General features: G+C 73.2%; 24 protein-coding genes. 13 read left to right on the top strand and 11 right to left on the bottom strand.

What is annotated here, in order from left to right; genetic code table 11:
* Nucleotides 1-25 precede the first annotated feature (25 nt).
* The 4 genes from O7619_RS25075 (at nucleotide 26) to O7619_RS25060 (ending at nucleotide 3,362) form a co-directional block, all read left to right on the top strand.
* Nucleotides 26-1,183 carry a glycerate kinase gene (locus O7619_RS25075; protein ID WP_282283767.1) on the top strand — a complete coding sequence of 386 codons (1,158 nt, stop codon included), beginning with the start codon at nucleotides 26-28 and terminating at the stop codon, nucleotides 1,181-1,183.
* Nucleotides 1,184-1,319: 136 nt separating this feature from the next.
* Nucleotides 1,320-1,691: an iron-sulfur cluster insertion protein ErpA gene (erpA, locus tag O7619_RS25070; RefSeq protein WP_281587369.1), complete on the top strand. Its 372-nt coding sequence runs from the start codon at nucleotides 1,320-1,322 to the stop codon at nucleotides 1,689-1,691.
* Nucleotides 1,692-1,878: 187 nt separating this feature from the next.
* Nucleotides 1,879-2,853 carry a carbohydrate kinase family protein gene (locus tag O7619_RS25065; RefSeq protein WP_282283765.1) on the top strand — a complete coding sequence of 325 codons (975 nt, stop codon included), beginning with the start codon at nucleotides 1,879-1,881 and terminating at the stop codon, nucleotides 2,851-2,853.
* Complete coding sequence (locus O7619_RS25060; protein WP_282283763.1) at nucleotides 2,850-3,362, top strand: ATP-binding protein; 513 nt, start codon at nucleotides 2,850-2,852, stop codon at nucleotides 3,360-3,362. The genes O7619_RS25065 and O7619_RS25060 overlap by 4 nt, the downstream gene beginning before the upstream one ends.
* A 45-nt stretch (nucleotides 3,363-3,407) precedes the next feature.
* Here O7619_RS25060 and O7619_RS25055 read toward each other — a convergent pair whose 3' ends face one another.
* Both O7619_RS25055 and O7619_RS25050 read right to left on the bottom strand, forming a co-directional pair.
* Nucleotides 3,408-3,650, bottom strand: coding sequence for a sulfurtransferase TusA family protein (locus O7619_RS25055; protein WP_282283762.1), 243 nt, complete (start codon nucleotides 3,648-3,650; stop codon nucleotides 3,408-3,410).
* Nucleotides 3,647-4,798 carry an aminotransferase class V-fold PLP-dependent enzyme gene (locus O7619_RS25050; RefSeq protein WP_282283761.1) on the bottom strand — a complete coding sequence of 384 codons (1,152 nt, stop codon included), beginning with the start codon at nucleotides 4,796-4,798 and terminating at the stop codon, nucleotides 3,647-3,649. Before O7619_RS25050 ends, O7619_RS25055 begins: the two co-directional genes overlap by 4 nt.
* Nucleotides 4,799-4,968: 170 nt before the next feature.
* Here O7619_RS25050 and coxB point away from each other — a divergent pair, with 170 nt between their 5' ends.
* Together coxB and O7619_RS25040 are read left to right on the top strand one after the other, a co-directional pair.
* On the top strand, nucleotides 4,969-5,937 hold the full coding sequence (coxB, locus tag O7619_RS25045; RefSeq protein ID WP_282283760.1) for a cytochrome c oxidase subunit II: 969 nt from the start codon (nucleotides 4,969-4,971) through the stop codon (nucleotides 5,935-5,937).
* A gap of 10 nt (nucleotides 5,938-5,947) precedes the next feature.
* A complete protein-coding gene (locus O7619_RS25040) occupies nucleotides 5,948-6,373 on the top strand; it encodes a cytochrome c oxidase subunit 4 (RefSeq protein ID WP_282283759.1) in 426 nt (141 codons plus the stop codon).
* Between the two features lie 585 nt (nucleotides 6,374-6,958).
* Here O7619_RS25040 and O7619_RS25035 read toward each other — a convergent pair.
* The 4 genes from O7619_RS25035 to O7619_RS25020 all read right to left on the bottom strand — a co-directional run bounded on the left by O7619_RS25035 (nucleotide 6,959) and on the right by O7619_RS25020 (nucleotide 9,845).
* A complete protein-coding gene (locus tag O7619_RS25035; protein ID WP_282283758.1) occupies nucleotides 6,959-7,189 on the bottom strand; it encodes a hypothetical protein in 231 nt (76 codons plus the stop codon).
* A gap of 123 nt (nucleotides 7,190-7,312) precedes the next feature.
* On the bottom strand, nucleotides 7,313-8,359 hold the full coding sequence (trpD, locus tag O7619_RS25030) for an anthranilate phosphoribosyltransferase (RefSeq protein WP_282283757.1): 1,047 nt from the start codon (nucleotides 8,357-8,359) through the stop codon (nucleotides 7,313-7,315).
* 89 nt (nucleotides 8,360-8,448) lie between these two features.
* On the bottom strand, nucleotides 8,449-8,847 hold the full coding sequence (locus O7619_RS25025) for a hypothetical protein (RefSeq protein WP_091059310.1): 399 nt from the start codon (nucleotides 8,845-8,847) through the stop codon (nucleotides 8,449-8,451).
* Nucleotides 8,848-8,900: 53 nt separating this feature from the next.
* Nucleotides 8,901-9,845, bottom strand: coding sequence for a cytochrome c oxidase assembly protein (locus O7619_RS25020; protein WP_282288940.1), 945 nt, complete (start codon nucleotides 9,843-9,845; stop codon nucleotides 8,901-8,903).
* Nucleotides 9,846-9,971: 126 nt separating this feature from the next.
* Here O7619_RS25020 and O7619_RS25015 point away from each other — a divergent pair, with 126 nt between their 5' ends.
* From O7619_RS25015 to O7619_RS24995, 5 genes are all read left to right on the top strand, one after another.
* The gene (locus O7619_RS25015; protein ID WP_282283756.1) at nucleotides 9,972-10,571 is read left to right on the top strand and encodes a heme-copper oxidase subunit III; all 600 of its coding nucleotides are present in this window, start codon (nucleotides 9,972-9,974) and stop codon (nucleotides 10,569-10,571) included.
* Nucleotides 10,572-10,643: 72 nt separating this feature from the next.
* The gene (locus O7619_RS25010; RefSeq protein WP_282283755.1) at nucleotides 10,644-11,477 is read left to right on the top strand and encodes a c-type cytochrome; all 834 of its coding nucleotides are present in this window, start codon (nucleotides 10,644-10,646) and stop codon (nucleotides 11,475-11,477) included.
* A gap of 67 nt (nucleotides 11,478-11,544) precedes the next feature.
* Entirely contained in the window at nucleotides 11,545-12,633 is a 1,089-nt protein-coding gene (locus tag O7619_RS25005) for a Rieske 2Fe-2S domain-containing protein (RefSeq protein ID WP_282283753.1), read from the top strand.
* The gene (locus tag O7619_RS25000; RefSeq protein WP_282283752.1) at nucleotides 12,630-14,261 is read left to right on the top strand and encodes a ubiquinol-cytochrome c reductase cytochrome b subunit; all 1,632 of its coding nucleotides are present in this window, start codon (nucleotides 12,630-12,632) and stop codon (nucleotides 14,259-14,261) included. The genes O7619_RS25005 and O7619_RS25000 overlap by 4 nt, the downstream gene beginning before the upstream one ends.
* Before the next feature lie 192 nt (nucleotides 14,262-14,453).
* Nucleotides 14,454-15,128: a DUF4142 domain-containing protein gene (locus O7619_RS24995; RefSeq protein ID WP_282283751.1), complete on the top strand. Its 675-nt coding sequence runs from the start codon at nucleotides 14,454-14,456 to the stop codon at nucleotides 15,126-15,128.
* Nucleotides 15,129-15,190: 62 nt separating this feature from the next.
* On the opposite strand, the gene O7619_RS24990 is transcribed toward O7619_RS24995, so the two are convergent.
* The 5 genes from O7619_RS24990 to O7619_RS24970 form a co-directional block, all read right to left on the bottom strand.
* Complete coding sequence (locus tag O7619_RS24990) at nucleotides 15,191-15,478, bottom strand: Lrp/AsnC ligand binding domain-containing protein (protein WP_281587382.1); 288 nt, start codon at nucleotides 15,476-15,478, stop codon at nucleotides 15,191-15,193.
* Nucleotides 15,479-15,528: 50 nt separating this feature from the next.
* Nucleotides 15,529-16,353 carry a sugar phosphate nucleotidyltransferase gene (locus O7619_RS24985; protein WP_282283749.1) on the bottom strand — a complete coding sequence of 275 codons (825 nt, stop codon included), beginning with the start codon at nucleotides 16,351-16,353 and terminating at the stop codon, nucleotides 15,529-15,531.
* Between the two features lie 122 nt (nucleotides 16,354-16,475).
* Entirely contained in the window at nucleotides 16,476-17,015 is a 540-nt protein-coding gene (locus tag O7619_RS24980) for an NUDIX domain-containing protein (RefSeq protein ID WP_282283748.1), read from the bottom strand.
* 50 nt (nucleotides 17,016-17,065) lie between these two features.
* Complete coding sequence (locus O7619_RS24975) at nucleotides 17,066-18,853, bottom strand: RelA/SpoT family protein (protein ID WP_282288939.1); 1,788 nt, start codon at nucleotides 18,851-18,853, stop codon at nucleotides 17,066-17,068.
* Between the two features lie 94 nt (nucleotides 18,854-18,947).
* Entirely contained in the window at nucleotides 18,948-20,705 is a 1,758-nt protein-coding gene (locus O7619_RS24970; protein ID WP_282283747.1) for a DEDD exonuclease domain-containing protein, read from the bottom strand.
* Between the two features lie 126 nt (nucleotides 20,706-20,831).
* Between O7619_RS24970 and O7619_RS24965 the strand changes: the two genes are divergently transcribed.
* On the top strand, nucleotides 20,832-22,229 hold the full coding sequence (locus O7619_RS24965) for an NYN domain-containing protein (RefSeq protein WP_282283746.1): 1,398 nt from the start codon (nucleotides 20,832-20,834) through the stop codon (nucleotides 22,227-22,229).
* Nucleotides 22,230-22,535: 306 nt separating this feature from the next.
* Nucleotides 22,536-22,757, top strand: coding sequence for a hypothetical protein (locus tag O7619_RS24960; RefSeq protein ID WP_282288938.1), 222 nt, complete (start codon nucleotides 22,536-22,538; stop codon nucleotides 22,755-22,757).
* The last annotated feature ends 92 nt before the right edge of the window (nucleotides 22,758-22,849 follow it).

Below are 22,849 nucleotides of genomic sequence, written 5' to 3'. Positions count from 1 at the left end.
CCCGGCCGCCGCGCAGCCGCCCGCGATGTGGCCTGCCACACTGCTCGGCATGCGCGTGCTGCTCTGCCCGGACAAGTTCGCCGGCACCCTGTCGGCCCCCGAGGTGGCCGCCGCGATCGCCGAGGGCTGGCGAAGCGTCGCCCCCGGTGACGAACTGCTGGTGAAGCCACTCGCCGACGGCGGCCCCGGCTTCGTCGCGGTGCTCGCCGGGGCGCTCGGCGGGCGGCGGATCCCGGTGCCCACGGTCGACCCGCTCGGCCGGCCCGCCGCCGGTGAGATCCTCCTCACCGACGACGGCGTGGCGTACGTGGAGAGCGCGCAGGCGTGCGGCCTGCACCTGCTGTCCGCGGCGGAACGGGACCCGAAGGCGACCACCTCGTACGGGCTGGGGCTGCTCGTCACCGCCGCGGTCGAGGCGGGCGCGCGGACCGTGGTGATCGGGCTCGGCGGCTCCGCCACCAACGACGGCGGCGCCGGGATGCTCGTCCCGCTCGGTGTCACCGGCCTCGACCCCGCCGGTCGGGCCCTGCCGTACGGCGGGGCGGCGCTGGCCGGGGTGGCCGCGCTCGACGGCGTACCCCGGTTGCGCGGTGTGGCGCTCGTCGCCGCCACCGACGTGGACAACCCGCTGCTCGGCCTGCACGGCGCGAGCAACGTCTTCGGCCCGCAGAAGGGCGCCGACCGGGCGGACGTGCTGCTGCTGGACGCGGCGCTGGAGCGCTGGGCGGACGCGCTGGCCGCGCTGCCCGGCTGCCCGCCGGGGCTCGGCGCGCTGCCCGGCGGTGGCGCGGCCGGCGGGCTCGGCGCGGCGGTGCTGGCGCTCGGTGGCCGCTGCTCCTCCGGCATCGGCCTGGTCACCCGGGCGGTCGGCCTGGACGCCGCGCTGGACGCCGCCGACCTGGTGATCACCGGGGAGGGTTCCTTCGACCACCAGTCGCTGCGCGGCAAGGTCGTCGCCGGGGTGGCCGGGTCCGCCCGCGACCGCGGCGTGCCCTGCGTGGTGCTGGCGGGACGGGTGAGCACCGGCCGGCGGGAGGCCGCCGCGGCCGGCGTCACCGAGGCCTACAGCCTGGTCGAGCACTTCGGCGGCGAGGAGCGTGGGGGAGTGGCGGCGGCGATGGAGCGGCCCGCCGAGGGGCTGCGGGCGCTCGGCGCCCGCCTGGCCGGCCAGTGGAGCCGCTGACCGGTTCCGCTGGTCACGCCACCGGGTGGGCGCGCCGGCAGCGGCGTACGATCGGAGACGGACCACCGGGAATACTGGCGGACGTGCGGCGTTGGCCAGTACGTCCGGACCTCATACCGCGCAGGGAGACTTCCACGTGACCACGCCAGCGCAGACCGAGTCGACCGAGGCCACGCCGGCCCCCAGCACCGTCGTCCTGACCGACGTCGCGGCGCAGAAGGTCAAGGCCCTGATCGAGCAGGAGGGCCGCGACGACCTGCGGCTCCGGGTCGCCGTGCAGCCGGGTGGCTGCTCCGGCCTGCGGTATCAGCTCTTCTTCGACGAGCGGTCGCTCGACGGTGACGTCGTCACCGACTTCGGCGGTGTCGAGGTCGTCGTCGACCGGATGAGCGCCCCCTACCTGACCGGCGCGACCATCGACTTCGCCGACCGGATCGACGCCCAGGGCTTCACCATCGACAACCCGAACGCCGGCAACTCCTGCGCCTGCGGCGACTCGTTCAGCTGAGTCGACACCGCCGACGCCTGACCTGGCGGCGGGGCCCGTCCCACCGGGGGCGGCCCCGCCGCTTTGTCATGGCTGGTCGGTGTCCGGCCGGTGTCGTCCGGTTGTGCACCCGGCGACCGACCGCCGTTCGGACGGCCGGGGCGACCGGTAGGCTGACCGCGCCGTGCTCCCGACCACGAGGGTTGACATGAAGATCGCCGTAACCGGCTCGATCGCGACCGACCACCTCATGAGCTTCCCCGGCCGCTTCGCCGACCAGCTCATCGCCGACCAGCTCGACAAGGTCTCGCTGTCCTTCCTCGTCGACGAGCTGGTGCTGCGGCGCGGTGGCACGGCCGCCAACATCGCGTTCGGCATGGCCCAGCTCGGGCTGCGTCCGGTGCTGCTCGGCGCCGTCGGCGCGGACTTCGCCGACTACCGCTCCTGGCTGGAGCGGCACGGCGTCGACTGCGACTCGGTGCACGTCAGCGACGTGGCGCACACGGCCCGCTTCGTCTGCACCACCGACACCGACATGTGCCAGATCGCCTCCTTCTACGCCGGGGCGATGAGCGAGGCCCGCAACATCGAGCTGGGCCCGGTGGCGCAGCGCCTCGGCGGTCTCGACCTGGTGCTGGTGAGCGCCAACGACCCGGCGGCGATGATCCGGCACTCCGGCGAGTGCCGGGACCGGGGTTACCCGTTCGTCGCCGACCCGTCGCAGCAGCTCGCCCGGATGGACGGCGCGGACGTGCTCGGCCTGGTCGACGGCGCGGAATACCTGATGACCAACGAGTACGAGAAGTCGCTGCTGCTGAGCAAGGCCGGCCTGACCGACGAGGAACTGCTGGGCCGGGTGAAGGTGCGGGTCACCACGCTCGGCAAGCAGGGGGTGGAGATCGCCGGCCGGGAGATCGACGTCATCCGGGTGCCGATCGCCCGGGAGATCCAGGCGGTCGACCCGACCGGCGTGGGCGACGGCTTCCGCGCCGGTTTCTTCGCCGCGCTCGACTGGGGGGTCGGGCTGGAGCGTGCGGCCCAGGTCGGCTGCCTGCTGGCCACGCTGGTGCTGGAGAACTTCGGTGGCCAGGAGTACGAGGTCCGCCGGGACCTGTTCGTGAAGCGGCTCGCCGAGTCGTACGGGGAAGCGGCCGCCGAGGACGTCCGGCCGCACCTGCTGTGAGCGAGGCGGCCGGGCCGGTGCTTGTCGTCTTCGCCGGGCTGCCCGGTGTGGGCAAGAGCACTCTGGCCGCCCAGGTCGGCGTCGCGCTGCGCGCCCCGGTCCTGCCGGTCGACCCGGTCGAGCGGGCGCTGGCCCGGCACGGCCTGGTGGGCGACGGGCCCGGGACGGCCGCGTACGGCGCGGTCGCCGGGCTCGCCGAGGTGCAGCTCGGCCTGGGGTTGAGCGTGGTCGTGGACGCGGTCAACCCGGTGGCCGGCGCCCGCGGCCTCTGGCACGACCTGGCCGAACGGACCGGTGTGCCGCTGCGGTTGATCGAGGTGCACTGCGGGGACGAGGCGGAGCACCGACGCCGGATCGAGGCCCGCCCACCGGCCGAGCACGCGACCGTGACCTGGGAGCAGACGCTTGTGCGCCGCGCGGAGTACGAGCCGCTGATCGGCCCGCGTCTGGTGGTCGACACCGCCGTGGCGACCGACCCGCTCCCGGGGATCCTCGCGTACCTCACCTGACCGCCGCCGCCGTGTTAAGCGGGGCCCCCTCCTCTACCGGAGGCGTTAAGCGGGGGCCCCTCCTTGCACCCGCACGTCGTAGGCGGGGCCGGCGGTCGGGTGGGACTCCAGGAACTCGTGGCCGCGTAGCCGGCACCAGGCCGGGATGTCCACCGCCGCCGCCGGGTCGTCGGCGAGCACCCGGACCACCGCGCCGGCCGGCAACCCGGGCACCCGGCGGGCGAGATTGATCACGGGCAGCGGGCAGCGCTGACCCCGGCAGTCGAGCACCTCGTCCGGTTCGCTCACAGGCCGGTCACCCCCGCCTGCGCCCGCAGGTCCGCGACGATCCCGGGCAGCTCGGCCAGGAACCGCTCCACGTCCGCCCCGGTGGTCTCCCGGTGCAGCGACACCCGCACGTTGCCGTGCGACAGCACCCCCATCGCCTCCAGCACGTGCGACGGGCGCAGCGTCGACGAGGTGCAGGACGAGCCGGAGGAGACCGCGAAGCCACGCCGGTCCAGCGCGTGCAGCAACGCCTCGCCGTCGACGTACAGGCAGGAGAACGTCACCAGGTGCGGCAACCGGTCCACCGGGTCGCCGACCACCTCGACGTCCGGCACCTCCGCCGCCACCCGGGCCCGGATCCGGTCCACCAGCGGCGCCAACCGGGCCGCCTCGGCCGCCGCGTCGGCCACCGCCGCGCGCAGGCTCGCCGCCGCCGCCACCACCGCCGGCAGGTTCACCACCCCGGGGGTACGCCCCGACTCCCGCTCGTCGGCCGGGTAGGGCGACTCCCACCGGGTGCCCTTGCGCACCACGAGCAGGCCGACGCCGGGCGGCCCGCCCCACTTGTGCGCGCTGGCGGTGAGCACCGACCAGCCCGACGGCAGCGGCGCCCGGCCGACCACCTGCGCCGCGTCCACGTACAGCGGCACCCCCGCCTCGGCACACAGCTCCGCCGCGGCGGGCACCGGCTGCACCGTGCCCACCTCGTGGCTGGCCCCGATCAACGCCGCGAGGGCCACCCCGGGCGCGGCCACCGCCGCCGCCCAGGCGTCCAGGTCCAGCCGGCCCGACCGGTCCACGGGTACGGACACCGCCGCACCGCCGGCCGCCGTGTGCCGCTGGGCGGCGTGCAGCACCGCCGAGTGCTCGATCGCCGAGTGCGCGAGCGTCGTACCCGCCCGCCGTCGCCCGGCCAGGCCTCCGAGCACGGCGGCGTGCGCGGCGGCCGTACCGCTGGGGGTGAAGGACAGCTCGTCGGCGCGGACGCCGAGCGTCTGCGCGGCGGCCTCCCGGGCGGCGTCGAGGAGTTGGCGGGCCCGGCGGGCCGGCGCGTACAGCCGGGCCGGGTCCGCCCAGCCGTCGTCCAGGGCGGCCAGCATCGCCTGTCGCGCGACCGGATGGAGCGGGGCGGCGCTGGCGGCGTCCAGGTAGACCGGCGAGTCACTCATGACGCCCCACGCTATCGCCCGGGTACGCCCAAGATCCCCCCGATGGGGGCGGACAGTGACCCCAACACGGTCAGGCCGGTCATGGTCGAGTAATCTGCGACCGTCGGTGACGCCTTTGCCGTCGGTGTCAGGGAAACAACCGCCGCGGCGCGCTAGGGAGGCAGGACCAGGTGGTCGCAAGGAGTTCGGAGGTACGGCCGTCGGCCGTACGGCACAGCGCTTCCCCGGGTGCCGGTGGGCGTCGGCGTGGTGCTGGTCGGATCGCCGGGCTCGGTCTCGGCGCGGCGGCGCTGCTGGTCTCGCTCACCGGCTGTGACGTCGGTAAGACGTTCGGCGGGTTCGGCTGGCCGCAGGGCGGCATCACGCCCGAGTCGCACCGCATGTACGACCTGTGGATCGCGTCCTGCATCGCGGCGCTCGCCGTCGGCGTGTTCGTGTGGGGCCTGATCTTCTGGTGCGTGGTCCGCTACCGCAAGCGCGGCAACGAGCTGCCGGTGCAGACCCGCTACAACCTGCCGATGGAGTTCCTCTACACCATCGCGCCGATCCTCGTGGTCTCCGTGCTCTTCTACTACACGGCGGTCGTGCAGACCGACGTGGTGAACGAGTCGAAGAACCCCGACGTCACCGTCGAGGTCGTCGCCTTCAAGTGGAACTGGCAGTTCAACTACCGCGACGGCCAGGGCCGCGACGCCAACACGGTCGCCTCGGTGCTGGGCACCAGCGAGGTCATCCCGGTGCTGGTGCTGCCGAGCGGCCGGTCGATCCGGTTCGAGGAGCAGAGCCGCGACGTCATCCACTCGTTCTGGGTGCCGGAGCTGCTGTTCAAGCGCGACGTCATGCCGGGCAACATCCGGAACACCTTCGAGGTCTCCAGCATCGACACCGAGGGCGCGTTCGTCGGCCGCTGCGCCGAGCTGTGCGGCAGCTACCACGCGTTCATGAACTTCGAGCTGCGGGTCGTCTCACCGGAGAAGTACGAGCAGTTCCTGGCCGCCAAGAAGGACGGCCAGTCGACGCAGGACGCGCTCAAGGCGATCGGCGAGCCCGAGTACGCCACCGAGACGAAGCCCTTCGACACGCGGCGCAACACCGCCAACTTCAACCCGTCCGACGCGACGGCCGGCGCGGGAAGCTGAGGGGTCCGGTATGAAGACCGAGTGGAAGATCTTCACCATCATTTCGGTGTTCCTCTTCGGCGCCACGATGCTCTACGGGCTGTGGACCTGGGGCGAGAGCGGCGCGGTCGAGTGGGTCGGCACCGTGGCGCTGATGCTCTCGGGTCTGCTCACCTCGATGTGCGGCGGCTTCTTCTGGTTCGTCTCCCGCCGCATCGACCTGCGTCCGGAGGACCGGGCCGACGGCGAGATCGCCGACGGCGCCGGTGAGATCGGCTTCTTCAGCCCGGGCAGCTACTGGCCGTTCGGCCTGGCCCTGGCCGCCGCGATCGCCGGCCTGGGGCTCGTGTTCTGGCAGTTCTGGCTGCTGGGGCTGGGCCTGGTGGCGGTGGTCTTCGCCGCGTGCGGGCTCCTCTTCGAGTACTACTCCGGCACCCGCCGCACCGCCGAGCACTGACCCGCACGTCTCGCCGCAGGCCCGCGCCCCCTCCGGGGTCGCGGGCCTGCCGCTTCCCACCCTCTCGCCTCCCCCTGCCCCGAGCGCCGGCCTCCCGGGGCTCTCTCCCCGGGGCGCCTGTCCGCCACCAGCGTGGCGCGGGCTCGACAAGGGTGGGGGCGATGCCACGGGTAACGGGGATTCGACGCGAGGGTCGGCGTCGGTCAGAGATCTTGGTATGAAACGGCCCCTCCAGGGGCCGTTTCATACCAAGATCTACGCCGTTTCTCGGTAAGCGGGACGGGCCTCTCGGAGAGTGGTCGCGGATGGGGAGGGAGCGCAGCTGGCGCGGGCGGAGCCTGTGTGCGCCGGTGGAGTTTGCGCTCTGCTCGGCGGCGTAAGCCCGCTGCCTGCGCTCGCCGACCGTCCGCTCGGGCGGTGAGTGCCGTCCTCCGGACGGCCCTGCCCGTCCTCCGGACGGACCTGCCGGATTACGGTCGGTCGCCCTGCCCGGCGGTTGGTCGCTCGCCGATCCGGCGGCGTGGCGGTGGGGGAGGGCCGGGCTGCGGCGACGCCCGGCGGGTGGGGGCGGCGTGGCGGGACGGGTCAGGCGGCGTGGCGGCGGGAGGGGTGCGGTGCGCGCCGGCGGGCCGCGCTTGTCGTCGCCGTGCTCGCCACGGTCGCCGGGCGGAACGCGATCGTGGCGACCAGCACGGCCGCACCGCAGCCCGTGCACACCAGCTCGGGGCAGTCGGCGCCGTGCCCGTCGCCGCAGAGCGGCGCCTCGAACAGCACGACGCCCTCGCAGGTGTCGCAGTAGAGCTCGCGATCCGACACGGGCGTCTCCTCTCGCTCCGGGTGCCGGCGGTGGCGGGGAGCCGTCGTCCCCTGTGGAACCATCGCCCGAAAGCGGAAAATTACTCCCCTGTAGTTTGGCATGCGGGTATGACATCCACCCGTTCAGGCGGTGCGCGCGACGTCCAGCCAGCGGTCCAGCACGGCCGCGGCGGCGCCCGAGTCGATCGACTCGGCGGCCCGGCCGAGGTTGGCGCGAAGCGCCTCGTGCAGGTCACCGTCGAGCGGCCCCTGGGTCGCCAGTGCCGCCGCGGCGTTCACCAGCACGGCGTCCCGCACCGGGCCGGTCTCGCCGGCCAGCAGCCGCCGGACCACGTCGGCGTTGTGGACCGCGTCTCCGCCCCGCAGGTCCGCCAGGGTGGCCCGGGGCACCCCGAGCTCCGTCGCGTCCAGCAGCACCTCCCGGACGGCGCCCTGCTGGGCGACCCAGACCCGGGTCGGGGCGCCGGTGCTGAACTCGTCCAGCCCGTCCTCGCCGCGCAGCACGATCGCCGAGTCGCCGCGGGCCGCGAAGACGGCCGCCATCACCGGCGCCATCCGCCTGTCGAAGCAGCCGACCGCAGCCGCGTGGGGTCGCGCCGGGTTGGTCAGCGGGCCGAGGAAGTTGAACGCCGTGGGGATGCCGATCTCCCGCCGTACCGGGCCGGTGTGGCGCATGCCGGGGTGGAACCGGGCGGCGAAGCAGAAACCGATGCCGGCCTCGGTGACGCAGTGGGCCACCTGCTCCGGCGTCAGGTCGAGCGGCACCCCGAGCTGCTCCAGCACGTCCGCGGTGCCGCAGGAGGAGGAGGCGGCCCGGTTGCCGTGCTTGACCACGCGCACCCCGGCGCCGGCAGCCACGAGCGCCGCCATGGTGGAGATGTTGACCGTGTGGGCGAGGTCCCCGCCGGTGCCCACCACGTCGAGCGCGGTGGACCGGACGTCCTCGGGCAGGTGCACCGGCACCGCGCGGGTCAGCATCGTCTCGACCAGGCCGCCCAGCTCGGTCGGTGTCTCGCCCTTGGTGCGCAACGCCACGACGAACCCGGCGATCTGGGCCGGGGTGGCCGAGCCGGCCATGATCTCGCCCATCGCCCAGGCGGTGTCGGCGGTGGAGAGCTCCTCGCCGCGCAGCAGCGCGTTGAGCAGAAGCGGCCAGGTCCGATCGCCCATGGCGGGCCTCCCGAGCGGCGTGAGTGAAGCGGTGGGGCGCGCCACGGCCGCGTCGCCGTGGCGTCGGGGGATGGTGCCGCGGGGGTGGATCAGGCCGCGGCGTGGGTGCGGCGCAGCAGCTCGGCCACGGTGCTGCCGGCGGTCACCGGGTCGAGCGGGTGGGTGAGCGTGGCGTCGACCTCGGCGTACGCGGCCAGCCACCGGTCGGCGGCGCGGGCCAGCACCACGCAGGTCGGCGGCGCGTCGTCCCGGTCGTCCTTGATCTGGCGGGCGATGCCGATGCCGCCGCCGGGGCTCGCCTCGCCGTCGAGCAGGAGCAGGTCGATCTCGTAGTCGTCGACCAGCCGGACGCAGCCGGCGTAGTCGGCGGCCTCGACGAACTCGATCTCGATGCCGGGCGCCGGGCGGGTGCCGACGGCGAGCCGCATCCGGTCCCGGACCTTCGGGTCGTCGCTGTAGAGCAGGACGGTGCAAAGACGATCGCTCATCGTGACGTGGCTCCCACCTCGTAGCTGCCCGCTGATCGTAGCGGGCGTCACATTCAGCCCGTGGGCCCGGCCCCGGCGCTCGCCTCGGCGGCGCGTTCGCGGGCCTCCTGGCGGTCGAGTTCGCGGTCCAGCCTGCGGGCCTCGCGCTCGGACTGCTTGATCCACTGCATCACCAGCACGGCGAGCATGGTGACGCTGACGAATTCGCCGCCGGCCCAGAGGATGCCGCCGGCGACCACTTGGTCGTTGCGAGGATCGGACCAGGCCAGGCTCAGCGACGGGTACCAGTCGCCGCCGAGCAGGGTGGCGCTCTGCATGATGGTGAGCCCGAGCACGGTGTGGAACGGCACGGACAGCAGCATGAGCAGCGCGCGGGCCGGGTACGGCCAGCGGCCGGGCAGCGGGTCCAGGCCGAGCAGCGGCCAGAAGAAGACACAGCCGGTCAGGATGAAGTGGGCGTGCACCAGCTCGTGCGCCCACTCGTGCCGGAGGGTGAACTCGTAGAGGCTGGTGAAGTAGAGCACGAACGGGTTCGCCACGAAGATGGCGAACGCCACAAGCGGGAAGCTGTAGATCCGGGCCACCCGGCTGTGCACGACCGCGAGCAGCCGCTTGCGGGGGCGCACCGGCAGCGTGCGCAGCGCCAGCGTCACCGGGGCGCCGAGGGCCAGGAAGATCGGCGCGACCATGGCCAGCACCATGTGCTGGACCATGTGCACGGAGAGCAGAGCGGTGTCGTACGCGCCGAGCCCGCTGACCGTGACCAGGGCGATGCCGCCCAGCCCGGGGCCGAGGAACGCCACCGTCCGGAGCACCGGCCAGCGGTCGCCGCGCAGCCGCAGCCGGTGCACCCCGTAGAGGTAGAGCCCGGCGGCGAGCACCAGGCCCAGGGTGAGCCAGCTCTCCAGCCGCGTCTCGGTGAGCACCCGGGCCACCGTGAACGGCGGCGGGGCGGCTTCGCCTCCCGCGGCCAGGGTCGCCGAGGTGGCGGCCAGGATCTGATCGACGTGCAGCACGCTTTTCAGCGTAGGTCAGGCGAAGCGGACGACCACGATCGGGCCACCGTGGGTGCGGGTTTGCCACCCCGCTGATCGTCGGTCCCGGTCAAGGGCAATAATGACCGCGTGACTGCGGCCCCAGCCATTGACAAGAGCCGGATCCACTCTCTGACGCGGCCGAACATGGTCAGCGTCGGGACGATCGTCTGGCTCTCCAGCGAACTCATGTTCTTCGCGGCGCTGTTCGCGATGTACTTCTCGATCCGCGCGGCGGCGCCGGAGCAGTGGGAGAAGCACACCGAGGTCTTGAACATCCCGTACGCGACCACCTTCACGGTGATCCTCGTACTCTCCTCGGTGACCTGCCAGCTCGGTGTCTTCGCGGCCGAGAAGGGCGACGTCCACGCCCTGCGCCGGTGGTTCACCATCACCTTCGTGATGGGTCTGATCTTCGTGCTCGGTCAGGCGAACGAGTACCGGAACCTGGTGCACGAGGGCGTCAAGATCAACGAAGACGGTTACGGCTCGATGTTCTACCTGACCACCGGCTTCCACGGTCTGCACGTGACCGGCGGTCTGATCGCCTTCATCATCTTCATGGTCCGGACCACCATGGGCCGGTTCACCCCGGCCCAGGCCACCTCGGCGATCGTCGTGTCCTACTACTGGCACTTCGTCGACGTCGTGTGGATCGGGCTGTACGCCATGATCTACTGGCTCCAGTGATCTTGGCGCGTCACGAACCGCGCCGCTGCTCCGTCCCCTGAGACAAGGTCCAACCGGTTAAGGACACAGGTCATGACTTCTGACAACGACCGCCGACGCGGTCTGCTCGCGCGACTGCGCGGGCGGCCCGTGGCGCGCAGCAGGGGCCGCCGCCGGCTGGGTGCCGCGGTCCGGCTGGCCGCCGCGCTGATGCTGGCCGGCGGCGCCTACACCGTTTTCGCCCCGGGCGTGCAGGCGCAGGACAACCCGCCCCTGACCGCCGCCGCCAACAAGGGCAAGGCGCTGTTCGACGTGAGCTGTGTGACCTGTCACGGTCGCAACGCCCAGGGCGTCGAGGGTCGGGGGCCGAGCCTGATCGGCGTCGGGTCGGCGTCGGTCGAGTTCCAGGTCGGCAGCGGTCGCATGCCGATGGCCCGGCAGGAGGCCCAGGCCATGCGCAAGCCTCCGCAGTTCACCGACGAGCAGGTGCGCCAGCTCGGCCAGTACATCCAGGAGCTCGGCGGCGGCCCGCAGGTGCCGTCGGGCAACCTGCGTGACGGCGCCAACATGTCCACCGGCGGCGAGCTGTTCCGGATCAACTGCTCGCAGTGCCACGCCTTCGGCGGTGGCGGCGGCGCCCTCTCCTCGGGCAAGTACGCGCCGAGCCTCAAGCCGGCCAGCGACCGGCAGATCTACGCCGCCATGCTGAGCGGCCCGCAGAACATGCCGGTGTTCGGCGACAACCAGATCACGCCGGCGGAGAAGGCGGACATCATCGCCTACATCCAGGAGACGCTGAAGAACGACCAGGACCAGGGCGGTTTCAACCTGGGCCGGTACGGCCCGTCCACCGAGGGCCTGGCGATCTTCCTGGTCGGCATCGTCGCGCTGGTCTTCGCGAGCCTGTGGATTGCGGGTAAGTCGTGACCCGTCCGAACGTCTGTATCATTGCCCTGGTGCCGGCCACCGGCGCCACCCGTAGCGAGGTGACGGCATGAGCACCCACACCGAGCACCAGGCCCCGCAGGGCCGGGAGCCGGTCGACGTGAACGACCCCCGGCTCTCCCGGTTCGACGTCGTCCTGGAGGGCGCCCGTCGGGACGACATCGAGATCGTCCACTACGAGGAGCAGGTGGTCCCGGGCAGCCGGGCCGAGCGCCGGCTGACCCGTACGGTCGCCCTGATGTTCCTGCTGACCGGCGTCGCCGCCACCGCCTTCCTGGTGATCTACATCTGGTGGCCGTGGCAGTGGGAGGCCGGCCGGGGCGGCGACAAGCTCTACACCCCGCTGCTCGGCCTGACCCTCGGCCTGGCTCTCCTCGGCATCGGCTTCGGCATCCTGACCTGGGGCAAGAAGCTGCTGCCCAAGGAGGTCTCGATCCAGGACCGGCACGACCAGGCGGACAACCCGGAGGATCGCAAGATCACCGGCGAGACCATGCTCTACCTGGCCGACGAGCTGGGTGTGAAGCGTCGTCCGCTGCTCGGCATCTCGCTGCTCGCCGGCCTCGCGCCGGTCGGCGCGGTCGCCGCGGCGCCGCTGATCGGCGGCCTGATCGAGCAGCCGCACAAGAACAACCAGATGTTCACCACCGGCTTCGCGCCGGCCGAGGGCGGTGCCAAGATCCGGCTGATCCGCGAGGACGGCCGTCCGATCCGCCCGGCGGACGTCAGCGTCGGCGGCCAGCTCACCGTGTTCCCGGGGATCGAGGGCGGGGTCAGCAACAAGCACGCCGACTCGCCGACCCTGCTGATCCACCTGCGTGAGGACGACGCGCAGAAGTCGCGCACCGCCAACGAGCGCAAGGGCCGCGGCGACTTCATGTGGGGCAACTTCGTCGCATACTCCAAGATCTGCACCCACGCCGGATGCCCGGCGAGCCTCTACGAGCAGCAGACCAACCGCCTGCTCTGCCCCTGCCACCAGTCCCAGTTCCTCATCACCGACAACGCCAAGCCGATCTTCGGCCCGGCGAACCGGCCGCTGCCGCAGTTGCCGATCGAGGTGGACGAGGAGGGCTTCTTCGTGGCGAGGTCCGACTACACCGAGACCATCGGTCCCGACTTCTGGGAGCGGCCATGAAGCGCCGAAAGTTCGATGCGGCCGCGCTGCCGGCCAAGACCGCCGGGGCGGTGGAGGACCGCTTCCAGGTCGCCACGCCGCTGCGCAAGCTGCTGAACAAGGTCTTCCCCGACCACTGGTCCTTCCTGCTCGGCGAGATCGCGCTCTTCTCGTTCGTGGTCCTGCTGCTGACCGGTGTGTTCCTGACCTTCTTCTTCGAGCCGGCGATGACCGAGGTGACCTACGACGGCAGCTACGCGCCGTTGCGGGGCACCCCGATGTCCGCCGCGTACGCCTCCAGCCTGGACATCTCGTTCGATGTCCGGGGTGGCTTGATCATGCGGCAGATGCACCACTGGTCGGCGCTGCTGTTCATGGCCGCGATCGTGGTCCACATGCTCCGGGTCTTCTTCACCGGCGCCTTCCGCAAGCCGCGTGAGACCAACTGGATCATCGGCTCGCTGCTGTTCTGGGTCGGCTTCCTGGCCGGCTTCACCGGCTACTCGCTGCCGGACGACGGCCTGTCCGGCACCGGTCTGCGGATCGCCTCCGGCATCATCCTGTCGATCCCGGTGATCGGGTCCTGGGTCAGCTCGTCGATCTTCGGCGGGGAGTTCCCCGGCACCATCATCATCAGCCGCTTCTTCATCGCCCACGTGCTGCTCATCCCGGGTCTGCTGGTGGCGCTGATCAGCGTGCACCTGGGCCTGGTGTTCAAGCAGAAGCACACCCAGTGGCCCGGCCCCGGCCGGACCAACGCCAACGTGGTCGGCGAGCGGATGTTCCCGCGCTACGCGCTCAAGCAGGGCGGCTTCTTCATGGTCGTCTTCGGCGTGATCGCGCTGATGGGCGGCCTGTTCCAGATCAACCCGATCTGGTACTTCGGCCCGTACGAGGCGTGGGTGGTCTCGGCGGCCAGCCAGCCCGACTGGTACGTCATGTTCCTCGACGGCTCGACCCGACTCATGCCGGGTTGGGAGATCAGCATTCCGATCGGCGACGGGTACGTCATCCCGCCGTTGTTCTGGCCGACGGTCGTGCTCCCCGGCGTCCTGGTGGGCCTGTCGACGATGTACCCGTTCCTGGAGGCACGCCGCCTCAAGGACTACCGGCACCACAACCTGCTCCAGCGCCCCCGGGACGTGCCGGCACGGACCGCGGTCGGCGCCATGGCGGTCGCCTTCTACGTGGTGCTGACGCTCTCCGGCGCCAACGACGTGATCGCCGACAAGTTCCACATCAGTTTGAACGCGATGACGTGGGCCGGTCGGGTCGGCCTGCTCGTGGTGCCGCCGCTCGCCTACTACGTCACCTACCGGCTCTGCCTGGGTCTGCAGCAGCACGACCGGGAGGTGCTGGCCCACGGCGTGGAGACCGGCATCATCAAGCGGCTGCCCGACGGCCGGTTCGTCGAGGTCCACCAGCCGCTCACGTCGGCCGACGGGCACGACGGCCACGCGCCGGCGCTCGACTACGCCGGCTGGGTGGTGCCGAAGAAGATGAACCGGCTCGGCGCCCTCGGGCCGGCGATCCGGGGCTTCTTCTACCCGATCGAGAAGCCGGCCGAGGCGCCCGTCTCGCCGGGTCACCCCCCGGTCGAGCCCCGGGGAGAGCGGGAGGAGATCAGCAGCGGCGAGAGCCGACGCTGACCTTCCGGGTACGACTGACCGTGGCGCCCGCCGGAGTCCTCCGGCGGGCGCCACGTCCCGTTTCCGGCCGGTCGGAGCCCCCGTCCGACACCTCGCGCGCCCACCGCCCCCGCCCCGGACGGGTGGAATCGCAGGAATAACCCCGGTCAGCCGGGTATCCGTGCGGTCCGACGTCTCATGGGGGAGGAACGTATGTGGGGAATCAAACGCCTGGGCCTGCTGGCCGCGCTGGTGGTGGTGGGACTGGCGCCGGCCGCCGCGACGCAGGCGGCGGCGCAGCCGTCGACGCAGGACACCCAGTATCTGCAGGCGTTGCACCAGGTCAACCTGTTCGAGATCACCGCCGGTAACCTGGCCGAGCAGAAGGGCCGCAACCAGCAGGTCAAGGACCTGGGCAAGATGTTCGTCACGGACCACACCCAGCTGGACCAGACCGTGAAGTCGACCGCCCAGCAGCTCAACGTGCAGTTGCCGGCGGACCCGACGGCCGACCAGCAGAAGGTCCTCGACAAGCTGAACGGCCTCAACGGGGCCCAGTTCGACAAGGCGTGGGTGACCGCCCAGCTCGCCGGCCACGTCCAGGCGATCCAGGCCACCCAGACCGAGATCTCACAGGGCTCCGAGCAGTCCGTGGTGCAGATCGCCCAGGATGCGCTGCCGGTCCTTCAGGCGCACTACGACGCGCTGGTGGCCCTGGCCCAGACCCTGGGCGTCCCGGTGCCGCAGACCAGCGGCAGCGGCACGCCCAGCCCGGGCGGCACCGAGTCGCCGGGGACGGGCGGCACCGAGTCGCCGGCTCCGGGCGGCACCGGGACCGAGGAGCCCGCTCCGGGCACCACGGAGACCCCGGCGCCCGCGCAGAGCTGACCAGCCGCGACGGCCGACGGTGGCCGGTCCGCCCGCACCCGGGCGGACCGGCCACCCGCGCGTCAGTCGGTGTTTTCGAGCCCGATCGCGAACGCCGCCTCCAGGTCGTGCTGCGAGTAGGCGCGGAACGCGATGTGCGACTCGGTGTTCAGCACGCCGGGCACCTTGGAGATGCTGCCGGCGATGACCTGGGCGATCTGCTCGAACTCGCGGACCCGGACCATGGCGATCAGGTCGACGTGCCCGGCCACCGAGTAGACCTCGCTGACGCCGGGCAGGTTGGCCAGGTTCTCGGCCACCTCGGGAATGGAGTCGGTGGCGCAGTCGATCAGCACGATCGCGGTGATCACGGGACGTTTCTCCGTTCGTCGGCGACGAGGCCCATGCTAGTGCGGTGCGGTCACCGCGCGGCCGGGACGGTCAGGTCGGCGCCGGCCCGGATCACACCGTCGAGGCGTTCCCCGGCGGCGACTGTCGCACCCGGCCAGATCACCGACCGGTCCACCGTGCCGTGCACCCGCGCGCCCGCGCCGACCACCGAGCGGGTGACCGGCCCGTCCACCGTCGCGGCCGGGTCGACAAGCCCGTCCGGGCCGGCGGCGTGCAGGTTCGCGGCCAGGTAGTCGGCCGGCGTGCCGGTGTCGTAGAACGTCCCCCGGTAGGAGACCACGGTCAGCGCGCCGGCCGCCTCCGCCGGCCGCCACACCGCCCGGACCAGATCACCGAACTCCGGCGGCAGGTCGCGGACCAGCCGCCAGGGCAACAGCGAGAACCCGACGAAGCGGTGGCCGGCGAAGGTGCCGGGGGCGTCCGGGTCGTCCGCCGGCTGACCGAGCAGGCGTACGCTCCGCCCGTCCCAGCCGTCGAGCAGCGCGGCCACGTCCGCGCCGGGCGGGGCCGCCGGGTCGGCGAGGTACGCGTCGGCGTTGCCGACAAGCACGCCCCGCCCCGCGATCCAGTCCCGCAGCCGGCCCACGCCGCCCGCGGTGCCCAGCGGATCGCCCGGCTCGACCGACAGGTGGGCCCGGTCACCGACCCGCTCGACCACCTGACCGCCCAGGTGACAGGCGTTCACCGCCACCCGGTCCGGGCCGGTCAGCCCGAGCCCCGCCAGCCGGGCCAGCGCCCGGTCGAGCAGCGGCACGTTCCCGACCGGGCAGAGCGCCTTCGGCACCCGCTCGGTCAGCGGTCGCAGCCGGGTGCCCTCGCCGGCCGCCAGCACCACCGCGCACACCCCGACGCCCGACGCCGGCCCGCTGCCGGTCGCCGGGTCGTTTCCGGTCGTCGGCTCGCGACCGGCGGTGGGGGCATGCGCCGTCGGCCGCGTGGCGTTCGCGCGCGGGCCGGTCACGTGGCCGGTGGCGTCGCCGGCGGGACCTCGCCGGCGCGCGGGCCGATGCCGTAGTGGGCGAGCAGGTTGGCGGTGGCGCGGCTGAGCCGGGGGAGGTCGTCCAGCGGGTGCCAGGCGGCCTCGAGGACCTCCGCCCCGTCCACCGCCAGCGCGGTGCGCGACGCCGGCACCTCCGCCTCGAAGACCATGTCGACCCAGCCCTTGGCGTGCACCACGGCGTTCGGCACGGCCGGCCGGAGCAGGTCGGGGGAGAGCCGGATGCCGGACTCCTCGTGCAGCTCCCGGGCGGCGCCGGCCACCGGCGCCTCACTGCGTTGCAGCAGGCCGGCCGGCAGGCTCCAGCTGTGGCCGGGCGGCTGGCGCAGCAGCAGGATCCGCCCCGCGCCGCCGGCCTCGGTGTCCCGGACCAGCGTGACCGCGCCCACGATGTATTTCGGGACGGCCAGCCGGACCAGCCGCCGCCGCAGCGGGACCGGGAGCCGGTAGAAAACCCGGTAGCCGAAGGCCCGTCCGGTGGCACGCGCGCGGGGGATCATGCCGTCCAGGCTAGTGGCCGGCGGGGCGGGGCGGGTGAATGCCCCTCGTGTCACTGCCTGTGGTCGACCAGGTCGATCAGCTGCCGGACCACCGTGTCGGGCTCGACCGAGCGGTCGAAGACGGCCACCAGCAGCGTCTCCAGGTCGGGATAACCCAGCTCCTCGGAGAGCCGCAGCAGCGGCAGGTCGCTGGCGAGGCCCCGGTTGTGCGTACGCAGCGCCAGGCCGATCGAGGCCCGGCCGAGGCGGACCTTGTCGGCGATCGAGATGCCCGGCTCGGTGTGCTCGGCGAACCACCTGTTGATCTGCATCTGCGCGTGCGGCGACTTGACGAAGCCCAGCCACTCCCGGCGCGGCCCGCGTGGCGCCGCGTCGGCCTCGAAGCCGCTCTCCGCGTCGCTCTCGGTGAAGATCTCCACCACGTCGCCCTCCTCCAGCTCGGAGGAGAGCGGGGCCAGCCGGCCGTTGATCCGGGCGGCGAGGCAGTGGTCGCCGCGTTCGGTGCCCAACTCGTACGCGAGGTCGACCGGCGTGGCGCCGGCCGGCAGCACGACCTGCCGGCCGTCGGCGACCACCTGGATCTGCGCCTCGGCCAGGTCGCAGCGCAGCGACGCCATGAACTGGGTCGGGTCGACGGTCCCCTGCTCCCAGTCGAGCACCCGGCGCAGCCAGGCCAGCTCGTCCGCCCGGGCGGCGGCCCGGTCCGCCGCCGCCGGGAAGCGGTAGTGCGCGGCCACGCCGTATTCCGCGGAGCGGTGCATCTCGGTGGTGCGGATCAGCACCTCCACCGTGCGGTCCTGCGGGCCGCAGACGCTCGTGTGCAGCGACCGGTAGAGGTTGTTCTTCGGGGAGGCGATGAAGTCCTTGAAGCGGCCCGGCACGGGACGCCAGAGCCCGTGCACGGCGCCCAGCGCGGCATAGCAGTCGGTCGGCGGGCCGTCCACCACGATGGCGATGCGGGGCAGGTCGAACGGGGCGGTGTGGTCGCCGGCGACGGTGTCCTTCCAGATCGAGTAGAGGTGCCGCGGGCGGGGGGAGACCTCGGCGTCCACCCGGCTGCGACGCAGCGCCACCCGGGTGCGGGCCACCACGTCGGCCAGGTAGGCGTCCCAGCCCGGCCGGTCGTGCACGAACCGGGCGATCCGCGCGTGCTCCTCGGGCCGCAGGTGCAGCAGCACCACGTCGTCCAGCTCGCGTTTGAGGGTCTGGATGCCCAGCCGGTCGCAGAGCGGGACCAGCACCTCCAGGGTCTTGCGGGCGATCCGCTCCCGGGAGGCGGCGGAGCGCACCCCGAGCGTGCGCATGTTGTGCAGCCGGTCGGCGAGCTTGATGACGAGCACCCGCACGTCCTTGCCCGCCGCCACGATCATCTTGCGGACGGTCTCCGCCTCGGCGGCCGTGCCGTAGAACGCCTTGTCGAACTTGGTCACCCCGTCGACCAGGTGCGCCACCTCGCGGCCGAAGTCCTCCTGGAGCGCCTGGAGCGTGTAGCGGGTGTCCTCCACGGTGTCGTGCAGCAGCGCGGCGACCAGGGTGGTGGTGTCCATGCCGAGGTCGGCGCAGATCTGTGCCACCGCGAACGGGTGGGTGATGTAGGGCTCGCCGCTCTTGCGGAACTGACCGCGGTGCATGTTGTCGGCGATCGTGTACGCCCGGCGCAGCACCGAGGCGTCGGCGCTGGCGTGGATGCCACGGTGCGCGCGGACCAGGGCGGTGACCGGGTCGCTGTCGGCGACGGGCCAGGCGAGCAGCGAGCGCAACCGGCGGGTGAGCGGCAGCTCTCCCTGGGTCGGAAGGGAGCCGCCCAGGGCGGCGCCGTGTCCGGCGTCGACGTCCACCTGGGACACCTCCTCACCCCGGCCCGCGAAATCGGGCAGGTCTGCACTTCTTTAACAGAGTAAGGGAGCGGAGGTAGTCCGATCGGTCACTTGGTCATGAGCGTTCGGTCGAGAGTTTGTGGGATCCGCCGTTCTCGGCCTTGGCCAGCAGGTCGCGGAAGCGCCCCGCACCGGCCACCGGCGAGGCCCATCCGGCGGTCGTCTCGACCAGGCGGGTCTCCGGCCGCTCCAACCAGGACAGGATCCGTTCGGTCTCCTCGGCGGTGGCGGCCGGCACCGGACCGTGCCCGGGCAGCACGGTCTCGGCGGTGGCCCGGATCGCCGTGATGGTCGGTCGCGGGTGGACACCCGGCGGGGACACCCCGGCCCCGGCCAGCCGACCGTGCCGGACCAGGGCCAGCTCCCAGCCGCCCCGGGCGGCCGGCCGGGCGGCGGCCAGCTCGGCGATCCCGGTCAGCGCGGCCAGGCGCTGCATCCGGACCGCCGCCCGCAGCACCGCGGCCAGCCGGGCGCGGACCACCGCCGCCTCCTCGTAGCGGTGGGCGGCGGCGAGCACCTCGATCCGGGCGAGCAGGGCGTCGACCACCACCGCGGGATCGTCCCGGGTGGCGGTGCGGAACGGGGCGGCGGCCCGGAGCTCGTACTCCTCCGGGGTGATCCGGTGCTCGCAGGGCGCCGGGCAGCGACCCAGCTCGGCCAGCGCGCAGGCCGGCATGGTGGTGCGGCGGGAGAGCCGGTGGGTGCACTGCCGCAGCGGCACCGCGTCGTGGAAGCCGGCGGCGGCCAGCTCGGCGGCCTGCTTCGAGCGGAACGGGCCGAGGTAGGCCACGTCGGTGGGCCCGAGGTCACGCACGACCGACAGCCGGGGGTACGCCTCGTCGGTGAGCTTCAACCAGACCTGGCGCTCCGGATGTTTCGACCGGCGATTGTACGGCGGGGCGTGCGCGGCGATCAGCCGCAGCTCGCGGACCTCGGCCTCCAGCGAGTGGGCGCACTCGACCGCCTCCACCCGCTCGGCGGCGGCGAGCATCTCGGAGATCCGGGCCCGCTTCTCGGCGGCGGTGAAATAGCTGCGTACCCGGGTGGCGATGTCGACGGACGTGCCGACGTAGAGCGGGCGGTCGTCGGCGGCCCGGAAGATGTAGACGCCCGGCACCTTCGGCAGCCCGTCGGCGAGGTGCCGCTTGCGGCGCTGGGTCAGGGTGACCGCGCGGGCGAACTCGATCGCCTCGCCGACGGTGTCGACCCGGTGCCCGCCCAGGCGGCCGATCAGCCCGTGCAGCACGTCGACGGTGGCCTTGGCGTCGTCGAGCGCCCGGTGGGTGGGCTGGGTGGCGGTGCGGAAGTAGGCGGCGAGCGTGCCCAGCTTGCGGTTGGGCACCTCGTCGCGGGTCAGCACCCGCCGGGCCAGCGCGGCGGTGTCCAGCACCCGCGGGTTGGGCCAGCGGTAGCCGTGCCGGGCGCAGGCGGCCTTGAGGAAGCCCACGTCGTAGGGAGCGTTGTGGGCGACCAGCACGGCGTCGGTGAGAAACTCCAGGAAGCTCGGCAGCACCTGCTCGATCGGCGGGGCGGGCAGCAGCATGGCCTGGGTGATCCCGGTCAGCACGGTGATGAACGGCGGGATCGGCACACCCGGGTTGACGAGCGTGGCGAGCACGCCCAGCTCCTCGCCGCCGCGGACCTTCACGGCGCCGATCTCGGTGATCCCGCCGCCGTCCGGCGCGCCGCCCGTGGTCTCCAGGTCGACCACCACGAAGGTGGTCGCGTAGAGCGGCAGCGCCGGGTCGACCCCGCTGCCCGCCCCCCGGTCCAGACCGGCCAGCGCCTCCTGGACGTACTCCGCACCCGTCACCCGCGGGACGGTAACGGCACGGTCCGACACTCCCGTCACTGCGCCCCCACCGTTACCACGGGGGTACGATGAGAGATCGGCTCACTCACCGGGCGGTGGGCCCGTTCGGGGTGGGAGACTTGCCACATGCCCCTCGCCGAGCCGCACGACGACCGCTCCTCCGCGGCGGAGCCGGTGGCCGGCGTGCCCGAGGCCGGTGAGGACGCGTCGGCCGTGGAGCCCGAGCCCACCCTTCCCGAGCCGGTTCGGCAGCGGATCGTCACGTTGACCGCCGCGGTGCTGCCCGGGCTGCCCGCCGACGAGGTGCCGGTGCCGCTGCGGCGGGTCGCCAAGTTCGCGCCGAACCGTCGCGCCCGGCTCGGCGCCCCGGTGATCGCCGCCCAGCTCACCGCCGATCCGCTGTTCCGGCAGCGGGTCACCGCCCGGGTGCTGGCCGACGCCGGTGACCTCGGGGCGGCGGTGGTGGAGGGCACCGCGCCGGCCGCCGCCGACCCGGTCGAGGTGGCCGCCCTGGCCTACCTGGCCCGGCCGCGGGGCTGGCGGGAGCTGATCGAGGCCAGCGGCGAGGCGGTGCGGGCCGAGGCGGACAGCGCGGTCGTGGCCGAGCTGGTCCGGGAGGCCGAGCAGCGGGCCAGCCGGGCCGAGCACGATCGGGCGGTGGCCCGGGTCGAGGCCGAGAAGCTCCGCGACGAGCTGGCCCGGGTCCGGGAGGAGCTGGGGCAGCTCCGCGAGGAGGCCCGCCAGTTGGCCCGTACCCTGCGGGAGACCCAGGCCCGGGAGCGCAAGGCCACCGAGATGGCGGCCACCGAGCGGGGCCGGGCGGCCCGCGCGGCGGCCGACGCGGACGCCGAGCTGCGCCGCGCCCGGGCCCGGCTGGCCGAGGCGGAGGCCGCGGCCGGGGTGGCCCGGGCCAGCGCCAAGGAGGCCCGCTCGGTCGACGACGCCCGGCTGTGGCTGCTGCTGGAGACGATCGGCCAGGCGGCCGTCGGGCTACGCCGGGAGCTGGCCCTGGATCCGGTGGACACCCTTCCGGCGGACTTCGTGGCCGACGCCTACGCCGACCAGCCGGGGGTCGCGCCGGCCGGCGCGTCGACGCGGGCCCGCGACACCGACGACCCGGCCCGCCTGGACCAGCTCCTCGCCCTGCCCCGGGCGCACCTGGTGGTGGACGGCTACAACGTGACCAAACGCGGCTTCGGCGACATGTCGCTGGAACAGCAGCGCAAGCGGTTGATCACCGGGCTGGGCGGGATCGCCGCGCAGACCGGGGACGAGGTCACCGTGGTCTTCGACGGCGCCGAGCGGATCCACGGGCTGCCGCCGGCGCCGCGCGGCGTACGGGTGCTCTTCTCCCGCAAGGGCGAGACCGCGGACGAGTTGATCCGCCGGCTGGTCCGCGCCGAGCCGGCGGGCCGGCCGGTGGTGGTGGTCTCCTCGGACCGCGAGGTCGCCGACGGGGTACGCCGGCACGGCGCGTACCCGCTGGGTGCCGACTCCCTGGTGCGGCGGCTCGCCCGGTCCTGACCCGCGTCGCGCCACCGGGCCGTCGCACGCGGGCGCACGCTCGTGTTCCTGCGCTTCCGCGTGGCCCCTGATCGCCTCCATGCTCATGATCGCCTCCAGGCTCGTGATCGCCTCCGTTTCGGCGAAGTGGTGGGGTCGAGGGCGGTCTGATCGCGCCACTTCGGCGTAGTGGTGGCTGGATGATCGTTTTCCTGGTGGCTGCTGCCTCGTTGTCCGGTTCTGTCGTACCCTCCGCTTAGCCTTTCGGTGACCGACGGTGGTGGTCTCTTCCCCGAGCGCCACCGGCGACCGCGTCAGGAGGCGTTCATGCTCATCGACTGCGACGGCTGCGGCAACCGCGGAGCCGGCTGCTCCGGCTGCCTGGTCACCGCGCTGCTCGACCCCGACTCGTCGGCGGCCGACCTGGGTCCGGCCGAGCACCGCGCGATCGAGGTCTTCGCCCGTGCCGGCTTCGACGTGGAGGTGCTGCCACCGACGGCCGCCTCCGCATCCGCACCCCGCCGCGCCGCCCGCCGCCGGGTGGCCTGAGCCCGCCCACGTGCGCGCCGCTCCGTCCGCCGTCGGGTCCGCTCGGGCACCGCGGCCCTTCGCCGGGAGCGGGCAATAGGATGGGCGGTCAC

Source organism: Micromonospora sp. WMMD998 (assembly GCF_029581235.1).
Taxonomy (GTDB): Bacteria; Actinomycetota; Actinomycetes; order Mycobacteriales; family Micromonosporaceae; genus Micromonospora.
Note: the sequence above shows the minus strand (reverse complement) of the source record. Positions and strands in the feature narration are given on the sequence as shown.